Origin of the sequence: Staphylococcus simulans, from assembly GCF_025561465.1 — a bacterium.
In the GTDB taxonomy this organism is placed as follows: domain Bacteria; phylum Bacillota; class Bacilli; order Staphylococcales; family Staphylococcaceae; genus Staphylococcus; species Staphylococcus simulans.
This window is the reverse complement of sequence record NZ_CP095100.1, coordinates 1416483-1431865: the sequence shown is the minus strand read 5'-3', so window position 1 is coordinate 1431865 and position 15383 is coordinate 1416483. Positions and strand designations below refer to the sequence as shown.

The window sequence follows — 15383 nt, the reverse complement described above, 5'->3', positions numbered from 1 at the left end:
AATCCGATTGCTTAACTAGGAAAATAAAAAAACTTGGGCGTTTCGCCCAAGTTAAATGATTATGCTTCATGATGATGTGGTTTTGGTAATTTAATAATGAAAGTCGTGCCTTTACCTAATTCACTCGTTAAATTAATTGTACCTTCTTGTGCTTCAATAATCATACGACTGATGAATAGACCAAGTCCTGTTCCCTCTTTGCCGCGTTTTCTAGAAGCATCTACTTTATAGAATCTATCGAAAACTAATTCTACATGTTCAGGTGCAATACCACTGCCAGTATCTGAGATATATAAAATATCGTAATTATCATCTTCGCCAGTTGTGATTTTAATGGAATCTCCAGGACCAGTATATCTTGTCGCATTATCGACTAGGTTTGTAAGTACTTGTTCCATTCGATCCGAATCATAGAACCATAATTGGTTGTGTGTCTCTGGCGCGAGATCTATATCAATTTCTAATTCACTTGCTTGTTGACGATATTTCAACTGCATGCGATCAAGCAATTGGCTGATAGGTTGCACTTCTTTGTGAATAGATAAGCCTTCAGCATCCATTCTCGCAACATTTAACAACTCATTGACTAATCGATTCAAACGTTGTGTCTCATCTAAGACAATAGAAAGCGAATCTCTAATTTCTTCAGGTTCTGAAACTACACCGTCTACAATCGATTCCGTATAACCTTGCAATAAGGCAATTGGTGTTCTGAGTTCATGTGAAACTGTCGCAATAAAGTCTTTTTTCATTTGATCCAGTTTGTGTTCATTTGTCATATCTCGAATGATTGCGACAATACCACTGCTGCCGTTTGGTTGGAATTGATCAATATAACTCATAATTACCACATAATAACGGTTATTGACTTCATATTCTTCAAACTGTGTTTCCTTATCTGTGAAAGTATTATTCATTTGTTCAACGAATAATGCTTTGTTTTCTCCATCAAGCTCATTTTCCATTTGCTGAGCGAGTTGGTTAGATAGGATGATTTCCCTATTTTCATTAATACCCAATACACCTTCAACCATCGAATTGATTAAACTTTCTCTAATATTTTTAGAAGCTGAGATTTCATCAATATGACGTTGGATTTCATTGCTCATCAGGTTGAATGAGTGTGCGAGTTCACCTATTTCATCTTTTGTATGAATATCGTTCACTAAAGAATAATTGCCTTTAGAAACGCCGGTTGCTTGGGTTCTGAGTTGGCGAAGCGGTTTTGTGATTCGTGATGATAAGAAGAATGCGAATACAGTGGTCACGATTAAGAAAATAACCGCTGTAACAAGTATGATAATGGTAATAACATTATTTGTATCATCGATGCTTTTTAGGTCTTGGTAAATAAAGACTGCACCATTAGGATGTGTGTTATCAACTTTTGTTGGATATCCTACTAAAACATACGTATGTTTTTGACCATCAACAGTCATTTTAATATGTTCAGATGCTTTTTGTTTATTGTCAAATACTTGCGCAAAGTCTTTATCTTTTTGAATCACATCCATCATTTGTTCTTTGAATTTTGAATGTGAGTTATAATATTCATCCTTTTTATTTTTCATTATAATCAAACCGCTTGGGCCTTCGATAAGCATTTTACTATGTTTGATAGCTAATGATTTATTATCTGACTCCTCTAGCAGATTACTGATACGATGTGCATCGTTGACTAAAGAATGTTCAGTATCTTGCGTATAATACTGTTGGATGAATGTGATTAATGCAGCACTAAGTAAAATTAAAACTGTCGTTACTATTAAAATAATAGTTAACCACAGTTTTATGACGACATTATTGAGTCGTTTCATCGTTGTTGTCGACCTCAAATTTATAACCAACGCCCCATACAGTTTGAATCATTTGAGCTGCATCTTTTGAGACACGGTTTAATTTTTCTCTGAGTCGTTTAACATGAGTATCTACAGTACGCAAGTCTCCATAGAACTCATAATGCCAAACATCTTTTAATAATTGTTCACGGTCGAATACTTTGTTAGGTGTTTTCGCTAAGAAAATTAATAATTCGTATTCTTTAGGTGTTAAATTGACTTGTGTACCATCTGCAAGTACACGGTGTGCATCATTATCAATAACCAAATGCTTAAATTCGATTAAATCTCTAGCATGTGGTTCATTTTGATCTGAAGTTGCTGTTAGCGTGCGTCGTAATAAAGCTTTTACTCTAAGTACGACTTCTCTTGGAGAGAATGGTTTGACGATATAATCATCTGCACCTGATTCAAATCCTTCTACACGGTTCGTTTCTTCCCCTTTTGCAGTTAACATAATGATTGGAGTTTCTTTGTACTCTCTCAAACGGTTTGCAACTTCAATACCATCGATTTCGGGAAGCATCAAGTCTAACAAGATACAAGCATAGTCATGATTTAAAGCTAAATCTAATGCTTCTTTGCCGTCTCGAGCTTCTTCGATATCAAAAGATTCTCGTTCTAAATATAATTTTAATAGTCTGCGAATTCTTTCTTCATCATCAACGACAAGAATTTTTGTCATAATTTTATGTACCTCCCATATGAGCATTCAACAATAGTTGTCCAATAAGATAGACAGACAAGTCCTAAAACATCATAAACATCATGAATGATTTCCTGTATTGATAAAATATCTGTCATAACTTTCTCGGATTTAATAATTTGAGTATCGTCTTCGTATTTTTATTATATATAAAGGTTGTAAAAAAAGACGATTTTTCACTACAAAGCATATTATAACATAAGCATATATCAACAAGTTAATTGTAACCTTGTGAATAAAAATAGATTAACATAATTTGTGCATAATTTCACAAACTTTTATGCTGTTGCTACAAGTTTTAACCATTTGCGGCTAAATTGCGAAGTTTTTTTACTTCATGTGGCGTTAAGACACGTCCTTCTCCAGCGTTCAAGCCTTTTAATGTCAGACCACCCATTTCAATACGCGTCAATTTTGTTACTTCATGACCGAAATGTTCGAACATACGACGTACTTGTCGATTTCTACCTTCTGAAATTGTAATTTCAACAAGTGTTGTATTTTTTTCTTTATCTTGATTTTTAATTTTAACTTCTGCTGGATGTGTTTTTCCGTCTTCTAATTGAATTCCTTTTTCAAGTTGTTTCACTTCATCGCGCATCAAATAACCTTTTAATTTAGCTACATATTTCTTTTTAATTTTATAACGAGGATGTGTCATTAAGTTTGTAAACTCGCCATCATTAGTTAAGATAAGCAATCCAGATGTATCGTAGTCTAAACGGCCAACTGGATAAATACGTGTTTCTAAGTCTTCGAAATAATCAGTTACGACTGTTCTGCCTCGATCATCAGATACACTTGTGATAACTTGTGCTGGTTTGTAGAATAAAATATAAAGTTTGTCTTCTTGTTCTAATTTAACGCCTTCAACTTCAACATTATCTGAAGGTTTTACTTTAGTACCTAATTCAGTTACAGTTTCCCCGTTCACTTTAACTTTACCTTCTGTAATTAATGTTTCTGCTTTTCTTCTAGACGTATAACCGCTATTTGCGATACGTTTTTGTAATCTCTCTAATTCTTTACTCATTATTATCTCCTTTTTGGTTAATTAAATTGTTGAAGAATGATTCTATTTCTTCTTCCTCTTCTTCGGTCGTTGGTAATTCATCTATATTTTTCATGCCGAATACATTTAAGAATAGCGGCGTAGTATATAATTGTTGGCTTCTTGAATTGTCTTCATCTTTAGCTTCGATTAACCCTCTAGCAATCAATGTTTTGGCAGCACCATCAGAATTAATTCCTCGTATGACTTCAATATCACTTCTTGTGACAGGTTGGTTGTAAGCAATGATTGAAAGGACTTCCATGGCTGCTTGAGACAGTTTCATATTAGATTGTTGCTTCACAAGTTGTTCGATATAATCAGCTAATGCTTGTTTAGTTGTCAGAACTAATGTGTTTCCATATTGATGAATCATGAGTCCGGGTGATTCATAGTCAGCTACTAATGCAAGCAATTCTTCCTCAGAGATATCTAATATGTCTTGCAGCTGAGTTATTTCTAACCCCTCATCCCCTGCTGTATATAATAAACCTTCTAATATTCCGATTTGCTTAAGCGCCATAATTTACACCTCGAGTTATATTAATGTCTGCGAATTCTTTATCTTGTGTAATTTGAATAATGCCTGATTTAGACAATTCTAAAATTGCTAGAAAATGTGTAACGACATGCTCTGTTGTCTCTTTAAAAGTGAACAAACTGAAGAAATTAAATGACGTTGCTTTTGCCAAACGTTCAGACACTTGTGTTGACGCTTGTTCAATCGTAAATGTTTCTTTTTGGATAGTAACTTGTCTCGGCGTGTCAAATGAAGCTCTAGTCTTGATACGTTGATACGCCATAATTAATTCAGTCAGGTCAATCGTATGGTTTTCATCCCATAATTCTGCAGTTTCTAAATGACTTAAGTCAGTTGGATGTTTACTATAGTACTGTTCCCTTTGAACTTTCATTTCATTTAGAAATTCAGTATATTCTTTGTAGTTTTGATATTCTATTAATCTTCCTACTAGATCTTCACGAGGATCGTCTAAGTCTTCATCTTCTAGATCTGGTTGTTGCGGCAATAACATTTTGCTTTTAATCATAAGCAGCTCTGATGCTACAACTAGGTATTCACTTGCAATATTAATTTCTAATTGTTTCATCGCATGAATATAATTCATATATTGTTCGGTTAAAGCTTTCATGGGAATATCATAAATATCAATTTCATATTTATGTATCAAGTGTAATAATAAATCGAGCGGCCCATTAAAAGCATCTAGTTTAACTTCGTACATCCATTTGTATCTCCTTTAATTGCAAGTCGCATTTGTCATTCAGTACAATATTATACATCAATCATTATAAGAATTAAACGAGAAACAAGGAGCGCTTAACAGATGAAACAAGCATTAATCGAGTTTTACTATCAGTTCCACACTAAACAACATTATTTTTTGTGCCATGATATTTTAGAAGACGCATGGAAAGCTCAATCTCATTTCACGAAACAAGACGCTGTTGTGAGTTTAATTTTGTGTGCGACCGGATGCTATCACTATAGACGCGCAAATTATAAAGGTGCACATACATTATTTAATCGTGCTTATCGAGTTGCTCATGCGAATTATGCTAAATTAGATCAATTAGGATTAGAAAGCAGAAGTTATCTAATGTTATTACGTGAGTTAATTGAAAGTACTAATCAGGAGCTACTATTTAAACCAGTAGAATTACCTTTACTATCAACAATGAAAAAACAAATCAAACGCATTTATCCTGATTATGCAATTATGCATCAAATTAATACACTTCCTTATATCTGCGACCATCACTTGTTAAGAGATCGTCATGAAGTTGAACAAGCAAGATTAGAAGCATTAAAACAAAACCAATTGAAACATAAAAAATAGTGCATGAACCAAATGATCATGGCTCATGCACGTGGATGGAATTCGTTGTACATTTTTCTGATTTGAGATTTCGAAACATGCGTATAAAGTTGTGTAGTTGAAATATCAGAATGTCCTAACATCTCTTGAACTGCTCTTAAATCTGCCCCATTTTCTAGTAAATGTGTCGCAAATGAATGACGTAATGAATGGGGTGTCAGCTTTTTAGATATATTGGCTTGGACACCGTATTGTTTAATGAGTTTCCATATTCCTTGTCGTGATAAAGGTTTGCCGTGCATATTTAAAAAGAGTACGTCCGTAACTGTACGCTTTAATAATTGCGGACGAACAGTTTCGATATACTTTTTCAAATAATCAATCACCGTTTCACCTAAAGGGATAATCCGCTCTTTGCTTCCTTTACCGAATACGCGGACAAAGCCCATAATCAGATTGACATCCTCGACTCTGACATGAATCAACTCTGTTACACGCATACCCGTTGCATAAAGAAGCTCTAGAATAGTTCTGTCACGATAGCCGTTGTTTTTTCCTAAATTCGGCGTTTCTAACAACGCTAAAACATCATCGACATCTAACACATCTGGTAATCTGCGTTCATATTTCGGAGTTTCAATTAAAACTGTCGGGTCTTTTGCGGCATAGCGTTCTCTGAGCGCAAATTGATGGAAGCTTCGAACAGTGGAGATAAAGCGTGCGATTGATTTTGCGGAATGACCCTCATCGTGTAAATATCCTAAACATTGTTGAATCGTTTCTCTATCAATAAAATCTATATGTTTAACCTTTTTTAATTCTAAATAGGCTTTATATTTATTTAAATCACGACGATAGGCGCCAATGGTGTTAACACTTAAACCTTTTTCAATTTGGATGAACTTTAAATATTCCTCAATAATATTTTGAAAATTCGTTTCCAATCCGTTCACCTTCTAACCTAAACTAACTCTCTTTTTTCTTTTGTTGGCACTCACGACAAATACCATGAAATGTCAAACGGTGGTCTAAAATTTTGAAATGAAATTCAGATTCTACTCTTTCTTCGACTTTTGGCAATAAGTCTTCGACAATTTCTTCAACTTTACCACATTCCATACATACAAGATGGTGATGGAAGTGCTTTTCGCCTTCTTTTTTCAAGTCGAAACGTGAAACGCCATCGCCAAAGTTGATTTTATCGACGATTTTAAGTTCAGCAAGCAGTTCTAAAGTACGATAGACAGTTGCTAAACCAATTTCTGGTGCTTTGTCTTTTACTTTTAAATAGACATCTTCTGCACTGAGATGATCTTCTTCGTTTTCAATAAGCACTCTTAACGTTGCTTCACGTTGTGGAGTTAATTTGTAGGATGATTTTTGTAACTGTTGCTTCACGCGTTTTAAACGTTCTTCCACGGAAGCCTCACTCCTCTACTAATAATTATTATCATTGTAATGTAACTTAATGACTCATTTATAAATTACCAGTATTTGAGGCAAATTGCAACACATTCTCATTTGTTATTTAGAATGATTATAATGTGATAATACGTGTTGTAACGCGATTAAAGTTTTGGCATCTTCAATTTTATGATTTTGTACTAAATCATTGATTTCATCGAGACTCAACTCTACTTGTTCAACAAATTCATCTGGGTCTAGATGGACCTCGCCTTTTACTAAATCGTCAGTGAAATAAATAGCGATTTTCTCATTTGCGAATCCAGGAGAGGTATAAATATCAGCAATTAATTCTAAACTATTCGCTTTATAACCTGTTTCTTCCTCTAATTCTCGTAAAGCTGCTGATTTTGGTTCTTCCCCTTTTTCTAACTTGCCTGCTGGGATTTCTAACAATACTTGTTCAATCGGTTTACGATATTGTTTAACGAAAACTACTTTGTTTTCGTTAGTTAATGCACATACTGCAACTGCACCTGTGTGATTAACAATTTCACGTTTTGAAGTCTTGCCATTTGGTAATTGTACTTCATCTACATCTACTTCAATAATTTTACCTTTGTAGATAGTTTGTTTATTTAATGTTTTCTCTGTTAAATCCATTTGAATCACGTTCCTTTTAACTATATTGAAATACTGATAAACTAGCAGTGTTAGACAATTAAAGTGTATCGAAAGGAGTCACAACATGCAAAAGAATGTTTTGAATAGCGGTTTAGAGATTTCTGAATTAGGTTTAGGGTGTATGAGTCTTGGTACAGAAAAGAAACATGCACAAGCCATTATCGAACGTGCCATTGAATTAGGAATAACATATTTTGATACAGCAGACATGTATGACAAAGGCATCAATGAAAAGTTAGTAGGAGAAATTTTGAAACCGTATCAAAACTCAGAAGATATCGTTATCGGAACCAAAGTCGGTAACCACCTTCAACCAGATGGTACGACATTTTGGGATCCTTCTAAGAAACACATCAAAGAAAGTGTCAAACAATCATTAAAAAACTTAGGTGTCGATCAAATAGATTTATATCAATTACATGGCGGAACAATTGAAGATCCGCTTGATGAAACAATCAGTGCTTTTGACGAATTAAAACAAGAAGGATTAATTCGTGCCTATGGTATCTCTTCTATTCGCCCTAATGTTATTAAATATTATTTAGAGCACAGTCAAATTGACACTTGGATGGCACAGTATAATTTGATTGATAATCGTCCTGAAGATTTAATTCAACAAGCACATCAAAAAGGTGTTAAAATGCTCGCGCGTGGACCATTATTTAAAGGATTACTGACAGCTGAAAGCAATACAGCGTTAGACCAAAAATTTGCGGATGGTATTTTTGATTATAGTTATCAAGAACTTGGCAGTACAGTCGCATCGCTTAAAGAAATTGAAAATAATTTATCAGCACTCACTTTCAATTACTTATTAACACAAGACGTTTTAGGTTCAATTGTGGCAGGTGCTAGTAGTGTTGAACAACTAGAAGAAAACGTGAAGAATTATCAAACACATGTGGATTTAACACGTTTACATGCCGCAAAAGAACGCGTAAAAGATTTACATTATACAAATCATCTCAACTAAACCACTAAATCATAAATAGGAATATAAATGAATAAGACTTGTCATCTCCTCAAAATAACGTCACGTTGTTACTGAGAACTATTTTGGACGGATATGACAAGTCTTTTTATTATGAGTTTTTATTATTAAATAATTGCGGTGCCAACCTTTCAAGTGTTCTTGGTGATAATTGATAGATTTTCAAAAGTTTGTGCAACCATTTAGGGCGATTAACTTCAGCCTTTCCTTTTAACATCGCAGAAATGATATCTCTCGCTAGTACATTAGGATCTAACATAAACTTATCAACTTGTGCAGCATAATTTAGTGTAGGATCTGCTTTAGCATGAAATGGTGTACGTATCGGTCCTGCATTTACTACTGTCACTTGATAATCTGGCTGTTCCAATCTTAATGTGTTTAATACTTGATTAAATCCTGCTTTACTTGCTGCGTAGTGACCACTTGCTGTTTGGATAGAAAAAGCTGCTAAACTACTGACACCGACTATAAAAGGATGTTGTGTAAAATAAGGTGCAAGTTGAGATAATAATAAGTTGAAATGAAGGACATTAATGGTATACGTTTCTATCATTTCCTGTTCACTATGTTGCAGTATAGGTTTAAAATATCCCAACCCTGCACTATGTATAAATCCATCGATTGGTTTTGAAAATGTGAGTTGATGAATATCTGTTGCATCATTTAAATCACAATACTTTGAATCTAATAAGTGTTGATTGACTGGAAAATGTGTTTCATTAAATTTTTCTATGTTTCTTACTAGTAAAGTTACATGAGCACCTTTGGCTAAAAGTTGTTGCGTAAGTGCATAGCCAAGTCCACTCGTGCCTCCTGTTACGATAAAATGCTTTCCTATTATCTGTTGCATTATAATCCTCCGCTCTGTATGAGTTGTATATCCGTTGAAATTATAGCCTCAAATTAACATTGTTGTGCAAAATGATTGATATTGCTATGATAAGTGTATCAATTATCAAAATATAGGGAGTGCTATTCAAAATATGAAAATTGTATTCTATGGTTCAGGCAACATGGCTCATGCTATTTTTGCAGGAATAATTGCATCTGAAGTAATCGATCCTAATGATATTTATATTACAAACCGTTCTAATGAAGCGGTCTTAAAAGGCTATGCTGACGAATTAGGCGTTAATTATAGTTATGATGACGCCGCATTATTAGCAGATGCTGACTTTGTCTTTTTAGGAACGAAACCCTATGATTTTGAAGCATTAGCTGATAGAATCCGTCCATATATTACAGATAAAAATAGATTTATTTCCATCATGGCTGGTATCTCGATACAGTATATCAGAAAACAACTTGACCATGATAACCCAATTGCGCGTATTATGCCTAATACGAACGCACAAGTCGGTCATTCAGTCACAGGTATCAGTTTCTCAGAAAACTATAAGCAAGAAGATAGAAAACAAGTTATTGATATTGTCCATGCGTTTGGTTCAGAAATTGAAGTTCAAGAAGATGCGTTGCATCAAGTCACTGCGATTACTGGCAGCGGCCCTGCTTTCTTGTATCATGTGTTTGAACAATATGTAGAAGCGGGTGTCAGACTTGGTTTAGATAAAGAAGAAGTTGAAGAATCTATACGTAACTTGATAATCGGAACTGGAAAAATGATTGAGCGTTCTGATTTAAGTATGGAACAATTAAGACAAAACGTGACTTCTAAAGGTGGAACGACGCAAGCAGGCTTAGATGCTTTAGCTCAACACGATATTGAAAGTATTTTCGAAGATTGCTTCAATGCGGCAGTAAAAAGAAGTAAAGAGTTATCGAACGACGAATAAGTTAAAATTGATAAAAGAAATGCTGAGACAGTTAAATTATCTGCCTCAGCATTTTTATATTTCAAACGCATCAAAGTCTCTTACGAATTTAAATTTTAAATGTGGATAATGCTCTTGTAATTCAGCATACAACACATCGATATCACTCAGGTTATAACGGTTACTAATATGATTCAACAATGCTTGTTTCGCATGAGAATCTTCTAATAGTTTTAATACATCTGAAATATGGCTATGATGATGACTATCCGCTAATGTTCTATCACCATCAATATATGTAGCTTCATGAACAATCACGTCAACATCTTCAGCAAGTAAATATTCATTTTTACAAGGCATGGTATCGCCGAATATTGCGATTTTAGGACCTATTTTATCTGAACCTTTAAATTGTGATGAGTCATAAGTTTGATTGTTGAATACAAAAGTATTTTGTTCTTTGACTTCTTGGTATTTTGGTCCTGGTTCCATACCGATAGCTTTTAATGCAGCGACATCTATTTTACCAGGTGTGGTTGGTGCTTCAATACGATAGCCGAATGATGGTACACCATGATTCAAAGCATATGCACTGATTGTAAAACCTTCGTGATGGTAATGTAATTGTTCATCAATTTCTATAAATGTAATTGGATAATTTAATTTAGATAATGAGGCTTGTAATGTCATTTCAACATAGCTTTTAATACCTCTTGGCCCAATGATTGTTAAGGGTTTATCTTCCCCGCCTTGGAAAGAACGGCTTGTTAATAAGCCGGGTAAGCCGAATATATGATCACCATGCATATGGGTGATGAAAATATGGTCTACTTTTCCGAGTTTAATCGAATGATGCAAGATTTGATGTTGCGTTCCTTCTCCTACATCGAATAGCCATATTGAATTTGAATAGGGTTCTAAGTTGAGCGCTATTGCTTGTGTATTGCGTTCTTTGGTTGGCAACGCCGCTCCAGTACCTAAAAATGTAATTTCCATTATAACGCTCCTCTCTACACGTTAGTGTACCATATCTAAAATGACAAACACGAAGAAATTTAAGCATAAATGTGTTACATTAATTCTTCATAGTTTATAATAATAGCATATCTAATATAGAATTGAGGTTTTGAATCTTGAGTAATAAAAGAAAGCATATACCATGTTTGATTACAATTTTTGGAGCAACTGGTGATTTAAGTCATCGAAAGCTGTTCCCTTCACTATTCCATTTATACCAACAAGATAATTTAGATGAACATGTTGCAATCATTGGTATTGGCCGTCGTGACTATTCGAATGAGCATTTTCGCAACCAAGTTAAGTCATCTATTCAAGCTCATGTAAAAGATACAAAACACCTTGATCAATTTATGGAACATGTATTTTACTTCAAACATGATGTCAGCGAAGAACAAAGCTATGATGATTTATTGCAGTTTAGTAATCAACTCGATTCAGAATTCGGCTTACAAGGAAATCGTCTATTCTACTTAGCTATGGCCCCTAATTTCTTTGGTTTAGTTACGGATTACTTAAAATCATCTGGTTTAACTAAGACAAGAGGATTCAAACGCCTTGTAATTGAAAAACCATTCGGCAGTGATTTGGCTTCAGCTGAAAAATTAAACAAACAAATTAGAAAATCATTTAAAGAAAATGAAATTTACCGTATTGACCATTATCTTGGTAAGGACATGGTACAAAACATCGAAGTGTTACGATTTGCGAATGCGATGTTTGAACCTTTATGGAACAATAAATACATTTCAAATATTCAAGTGACTTCATCTGAGATTTTAGGTGTTGAAGACCGTGGAGGGTATTATGAATCTAGCGGTGCATTGAAAGATATGTTCCAAAACCATATGCTTCAAATGGTAGCGTTGTTAGCGATGGAACCGCCGATCAGTTTAAATAGTGCAGATATCCGTGCGGAGAAAGTAAAAGTGTTAAAGTCGTTGCAACCATTGGATTCTGAAGCGGTTCGTACAAACTTTGTACGTGGTCAATATGATGCTGGTGAAATTGATGGCAAGTATGTTAAAAGCTATCGTGAAGAAGATCGTGTCAGCGAAGACTCAATCACACCTACTTTTGTTTCAGGTAAAGTCATGATTGATAACTTCCGTTGGGCTGGTGTACCATTCTACATCCGTACTGGTAAACGAATGAAACGTAAATCTATTCAAGTCGTGGTTGAATTTAAAGAAGTACCTATGAATTTATATTACGAAAAAGATAAGCATTTAGATTCCAACTTATTGGTTATTAACATCCAACCTAATGAAGGTGTTTCTATTCATTTAAATGCGAAGAAGAACGTACAAGGTATTGAAACTGAACCAGTTCAACTATCATACTCAATGAGTGCACAAGATAAAATGAATACCGTTGACGCCTATGAGAACTTATTGTTCGACTGCTTAAAAGGTGATGCAACAAACTTTACACACTGGGAAGAATTAAAATCAACTTGGAAATATGTTGATGCAATTCAAGAAGAATGGGATCAAGTTGAACCTGACTTCCCTAACTATAAATCAGGTACTAACGGTCCATTAACAAGTGAATTGTTATTAAGTCGTGATGGATTCCACTGGTGGGACGATATACATTAATATCAGTTTAAATTTATGAAGACAAGACAGTGTCACAACATTGATACTGTCTTGTTTTTTTAACGTCTTTTTGTAGGAAAGTCATAGAAGAATACGGTATAATATAGGACAATAGTTATTTTAGGAGTGAGCAGTTTGGACGTTATCAAGCAAATACAACAGGCCATTGTTTATATTGAGGACCGTGTTTATGAGCCTTTTCATTTGCAAGATTTAAGCGATTACGTTGGCCTTTCTCCCATGCATCTAGATCAGTCTTTTAAAATGGTTGTCGGCTTATCTCCTAGTGAGTATGCAGAAGCTAGAAAATTAACGAAAGCAGCTGAAGATGTGATTGTAGGGGCTTTTCGTTTAGTAGATATCGCTAAAAAGTATCATTATGAAGATACAAATGATTTTGCTAATGCATTTAGTGATTATCATGGCATTTCCCCTATTCAAGCAAAGTTGAAGCAAGATGAGTTGAAAATGCAAGAAAGATTATATTTAAGAATAGCAACAACGGATCGTCCACCTTATACGTATAGATTAGAAAAATCTGAGGATCACGCATTAGTCGGTTATGCTAAATTTGTGAATACAGAGGACTTAAGCAATCCATTTCTTGTTGCTGATTTTTTAGAGGATTTATTAGTAGATGGTAAAATTAAAGAACTTGAACGTTATAACGATGTAAGTCCTCATGAACTATTTGTTGTAAAGTGCCCACTGGAAAATGGTGTTGAATTGTTTATAGGTGTACCAAGCGAACGGTACCCCGCTCATTTAGAAAGTCGATTTTTACCCTCTAGACAATATGCTAAGTTTAATTTACAAGGTGAGATTGATTTTGCGGTCAATGAAGCATGGCACTATATTGAAACAAGATTGCAGCTGACGTTGCCTTATGAAACTGAAGCTTTGTATGTAGAGGTTTATCCATTTGATATTTCTTTCGACAATCCTTTTACAAAAATTCAATTATGGTTGCCTGTTGATTTAGATGAATAATTAAAGTGAAAAGCACACTATCAGAAATGATAATCTGATAGTGTGCTTTTTATAGATTTATAAAATTATTTTTCTTCAGCCCAATGTGTATGGAATGTACCTTCTTGGTCTTTACGTTGATAAGTGTGCGCACCGAAGTAGTCACGTTGTGCTTGAATTAAGTTTGCTGGTAAGTTTTCTGAACGATAGCTGTCAAAGTAATTAATGCTCGCAGCAAATCCAGGTGTAGGAACACCATTTGCAACACTTTCAGCAACAACATCACGTAATGCTGATTGATAATTTGTTACGATATCTTTGAAATAAGGATCTAATAATAAGTTTTGTAATTCTGGATTATTATCATATGCCTCTTTAATTTTTTGTAAGAATTGTGCACGAATAATACAACCTGCTCTCCAAATCATAGCTAAATCGCCAAGTTGTAAGTTCCATTCGTTTTCTTCACTTGCTTTACGCATTTGCGCAAAACCTTGTGCATATGAACAGATTTTACTCATATAAAGCGCCTTACGGATTTTTTCTAAGAACTCATCTTTATTACCTTCAAATTTTGGTGATGGGCCAGTTAATTCTTTAGAAGCAGCGACGCGCTCATCTTTCATTGATGAGATAAAGCGTGCGAATACAGATTCAGTAATAATTGTTAATGGTACACCTAGTTCTAATGCATTAATAGAAGTCCATTTACCAGTACCTTTTTGACCTGCTTTATCCATTACTTTTTCAACTAATGGGGAACCGTCTTCATCAAGTTTGTTGAAGATTTCACCAGTAATTTCAATTAAGTAACTTTCAAGTTCGCCTGCATTCCATTCTTTGAATGTATTTGCGATTTCAGTATGTGACATATGCAATGCATCTTTCATTAATGCATAACTTTCAGCGATTAATTGCATGTCAGCATATTCGATACCATTGTGTACCATTTTAACGTAATGTCCTGCACCGTCTGGACCAATGTATGTTACACAAGGCGCACCATCGTCAGCTTTAGCAGAAATTGCTTCTAAGATATCAGCAACTTTGTCATATGCTTCTTTTTGACCACCAGGCATGATTGAAGGACCAGTCAATGCACCTACTTCTCCTCCTGATACACCTGTACCAATAAAGTTAATGCCGCTTTCTGCTAATGCTTTGTTACGACGAATCGTATCTTGATAGTTTGTATTACCACCATCGATTAAAATATCACCATCATCTAATAATGGTAATAAACCTTCGATTGTCGCATCCGTTGCCGGACCTGCTTTAACCATTAAAAGAATTTTACGTGGACGTTCAAGTGAATTCACAAATTCTTCTAAAGAATAAGTTGGGTGAATATTTTTGCCTTTTGATTCTTCGACCATTGTGTCAGTTTTTTCTTTTGAGCGGTTATAAACTGAGACTGTATAGCCACGAGATTCAATATTCCAAGCTAGGTTTTTACCCATTACGGCTAAACCGACTACACCAATTTGTTGCGTCATATTACTTACCTCT

16 protein-coding genes are annotated in these 15383 nt (G+C 34.6%); 5 read left to right on the top strand and 11 right to left on the bottom strand.

Translation table 11 applies throughout. The features are described from left to right. Window positions 1–59: 59 nt before the first annotated feature. The 5 genes from MUA87_RS06705 to MUA87_RS06685 form a co-directional block, all read right to left on the bottom strand. The gene (locus MUA87_RS06705) at window positions 60–1817 is read right to left on the bottom strand and encodes an ATP-binding protein (protein WP_002480990.1); all 1758 of its coding nucleotides are present in this window, start codon (window positions 1815–1817) and stop codon (window positions 60–62) included. Next, window positions 1801–2523 carry a response regulator gene (locus tag MUA87_RS06700; protein ID WP_002480991.1) on the bottom strand — a complete coding sequence of 241 codons (723 nt, stop codon included), beginning with the start codon at window positions 2521–2523 and terminating at the stop codon, window positions 1801–1803. The genes MUA87_RS06705 and MUA87_RS06700 overlap by 17 nt, the downstream gene beginning before the upstream one ends. Before the next feature lie 319 nt (window positions 2524–2842). Further along, window positions 2843–3577, bottom strand: coding sequence for a pseudouridine synthase (locus MUA87_RS06695; RefSeq protein ID WP_023015179.1), 735 nt, complete (start codon window positions 3575–3577; stop codon window positions 2843–2845). After that, window positions 3570–4118 (bottom strand): SMC-Scp complex subunit ScpB, encoded by a 549-nt coding sequence (gene scpB / locus MUA87_RS06690; RefSeq protein WP_057510490.1) that lies wholly within the window; start codon window positions 4116–4118, stop codon window positions 3570–3572. The genes MUA87_RS06695 and scpB overlap by 8 nt, the downstream gene beginning before the upstream one ends. Continuing rightward, complete coding sequence (locus MUA87_RS06685) at window positions 4108–4839, bottom strand: segregation and condensation protein A (protein ID WP_023015178.1); 732 nt, start codon at window positions 4837–4839, stop codon at window positions 4108–4110. Before MUA87_RS06685 ends, scpB begins: the two co-directional genes overlap by 11 nt. A gap of 102 nt (window positions 4840–4941) precedes the next feature. Here MUA87_RS06685 and MUA87_RS06680 point away from each other — a divergent pair, with 102 nt between their 5' ends. Beyond that, window positions 4942–5454, top strand: coding sequence for a DUF309 domain-containing protein (locus MUA87_RS06680; protein ID WP_002480995.1), 513 nt, complete (start codon window positions 4942–4944; stop codon window positions 5452–5454). Window positions 5455–5477: 23 nt separating this feature from the next. Here the strand turns inward: MUA87_RS06680 and xerD are convergent, their stop codons facing one another. The 3 genes from xerD to MUA87_RS06665 all read right to left on the bottom strand — a co-directional run bounded on the left by xerD (window position 5478) and on the right by MUA87_RS06665 (window position 7500). Continuing rightward, on the bottom strand, window positions 5478–6377 hold the full coding sequence (gene xerD / locus MUA87_RS06675) for a site-specific tyrosine recombinase XerD (protein ID WP_002480996.1): 900 nt from the start codon (window positions 6375–6377) through the stop codon (window positions 5478–5480). A gap of 22 nt (window positions 6378–6399) precedes the next feature. Beyond that, complete coding sequence (gene fur, locus MUA87_RS06670) at window positions 6400–6852, bottom strand: ferric iron uptake transcriptional regulator (protein ID WP_002480997.1); 453 nt, start codon at window positions 6850–6852, stop codon at window positions 6400–6402. A gap of 105 nt (window positions 6853–6957) precedes the next feature. After that, window positions 6958–7500: an NUDIX hydrolase gene (locus MUA87_RS06665; protein WP_023015176.1), complete on the bottom strand. Its 543-nt coding sequence runs from the start codon at window positions 7498–7500 to the stop codon at window positions 6958–6960. Between the two features lie 85 nt (window positions 7501–7585). Here MUA87_RS06665 and MUA87_RS06660 point away from each other — a divergent pair, with 85 nt between their 5' ends. Beyond that, a complete protein-coding gene (locus tag MUA87_RS06660) occupies window positions 7586–8494 on the top strand; it encodes an aldo/keto reductase (RefSeq protein WP_002480999.1) in 909 nt (302 codons plus the stop codon). Between the two features lie 109 nt (window positions 8495–8603). Here the strand turns inward: MUA87_RS06660 and MUA87_RS06655 are convergent, their stop codons facing one another. Next, window positions 8604–9365 carry an SDR family NAD(P)-dependent oxidoreductase gene (locus MUA87_RS06655; protein WP_199183487.1) on the bottom strand — a complete coding sequence of 254 codons (762 nt, stop codon included), beginning with the start codon at window positions 9363–9365 and terminating at the stop codon, window positions 8604–8606. 133 nt (window positions 9366–9498) lie between these two features. Between MUA87_RS06655 and proC the strand changes: the two genes are divergently transcribed. Then, the gene (gene proC / locus MUA87_RS06650) at window positions 9499–10308 is read left to right on the top strand and encodes a pyrroline-5-carboxylate reductase (RefSeq protein WP_002481001.1); all 810 of its coding nucleotides are present in this window, start codon (window positions 9499–9501) and stop codon (window positions 10306–10308) included. A 54-nt stretch (window positions 10309–10362) separates the two neighbouring features. Here proC and rnz read toward each other — a convergent pair whose 3' ends face one another. After that, on the bottom strand, window positions 10363–11283 hold the full coding sequence (gene rnz / locus MUA87_RS06645; RefSeq protein ID WP_002481002.1) for a ribonuclease Z: 921 nt from the start codon (window positions 11281–11283) through the stop codon (window positions 10363–10365). A 137-nt stretch (window positions 11284–11420) separates the two neighbouring features. Between rnz and zwf the strand changes: the two genes are divergently transcribed. Next, window positions 11421–12905 carry a glucose-6-phosphate dehydrogenase gene (zwf, locus tag MUA87_RS06640; RefSeq protein WP_002481003.1) on the top strand — a complete coding sequence of 495 codons (1485 nt, stop codon included), beginning with the start codon at window positions 11421–11423 and terminating at the stop codon, window positions 12903–12905. A 135-nt stretch (window positions 12906–13040) separates the two neighbouring features. Further along, the gene (locus tag MUA87_RS06635) at window positions 13041–13895 is read left to right on the top strand and encodes an effector binding domain-containing protein (RefSeq protein WP_156666983.1); all 855 of its coding nucleotides are present in this window, start codon (window positions 13041–13043) and stop codon (window positions 13893–13895) included. A 65-nt stretch (window positions 13896–13960) separates the two neighbouring features. Here MUA87_RS06635 and gndA read toward each other — a convergent pair whose 3' ends face one another. Then, window positions 13961–15370 (bottom strand): NADP-dependent phosphogluconate dehydrogenase, encoded by a 1410-nt coding sequence (gene gndA / locus MUA87_RS06630; protein WP_002481005.1) that lies wholly within the window; start codon window positions 15368–15370, stop codon window positions 13961–13963. Window positions 15371–15383 lie beyond the last annotated feature (13 nt).

Excerpts from the sequence above, each read along its gene's own strand:
- MUA87_RS06705 (WP_002480990.1), bottom strand. The coding sequence starts at position 1,817 with ATGAAACGACTCAATAATGTCGTCATAAAACTGTGGTTAACTATTATT.
- MUA87_RS06700 (WP_002480991.1), bottom strand. The coding sequence starts at position 2,523 with ATGACAAAAATTCTTGTCGTTGATGATGAAGAAAGAATTCGCAGACTA.
- MUA87_RS06695 (WP_023015179.1), bottom strand. The coding sequence starts at position 3,577 with ATGAGTAAAGAATTAGAGAGATTACAAAAACGTATCGCAAATAGCGGT.
- scpB (WP_057510490.1), bottom strand. The coding sequence starts at position 4,118 with ATGGCGCTTAAGCAAATCGGAATATTAGAAGGTTTATTATATACAGCA.
- MUA87_RS06685 (WP_023015178.1), bottom strand. The coding sequence starts at position 4,839 with ATGTACGAAGTTAAACTAGATGCTTTTAATGGGCCGCTCGATTTATTA.
- MUA87_RS06680 (WP_002480995.1), top strand. The coding sequence starts at position 4,942 with ATGAAACAAGCATTAATCGAGTTTTACTATCAGTTCCACACTAAACAA.
- MUA87_RS06665 (WP_023015176.1), bottom strand. The coding sequence starts at position 7,500 with ATGGATTTAACAGAGAAAACATTAAATAAACAAACTATCTACAAAGGT.
- MUA87_RS06660 (WP_002480999.1), top strand. The coding sequence starts at position 7,586 with ATGCAAAAGAATGTTTTGAATAGCGGTTTAGAGATTTCTGAATTAGGT.
- MUA87_RS06655 (WP_199183487.1), bottom strand. The coding sequence starts at position 9,365 with ATGCAACAGATAATAGGAAAGCATTTTATCGTAACAGGAGGCACGAGT.
- proC (WP_002481001.1), top strand. The coding sequence starts at position 9,499 with ATGAAAATTGTATTCTATGGTTCAGGCAACATGGCTCATGCTATTTTT.
- rnz (WP_002481002.1), bottom strand. The coding sequence starts at position 11,283 with ATGGAAATTACATTTTTAGGTACTGGAGCGGCGTTGCCAACCAAAGAA.
- gndA (WP_002481005.1), bottom strand. The coding sequence starts at position 15,370 with ATGACGCAACAAATTGGTGTAGTCGGTTTAGCCGTAATGGGTAAAAAC.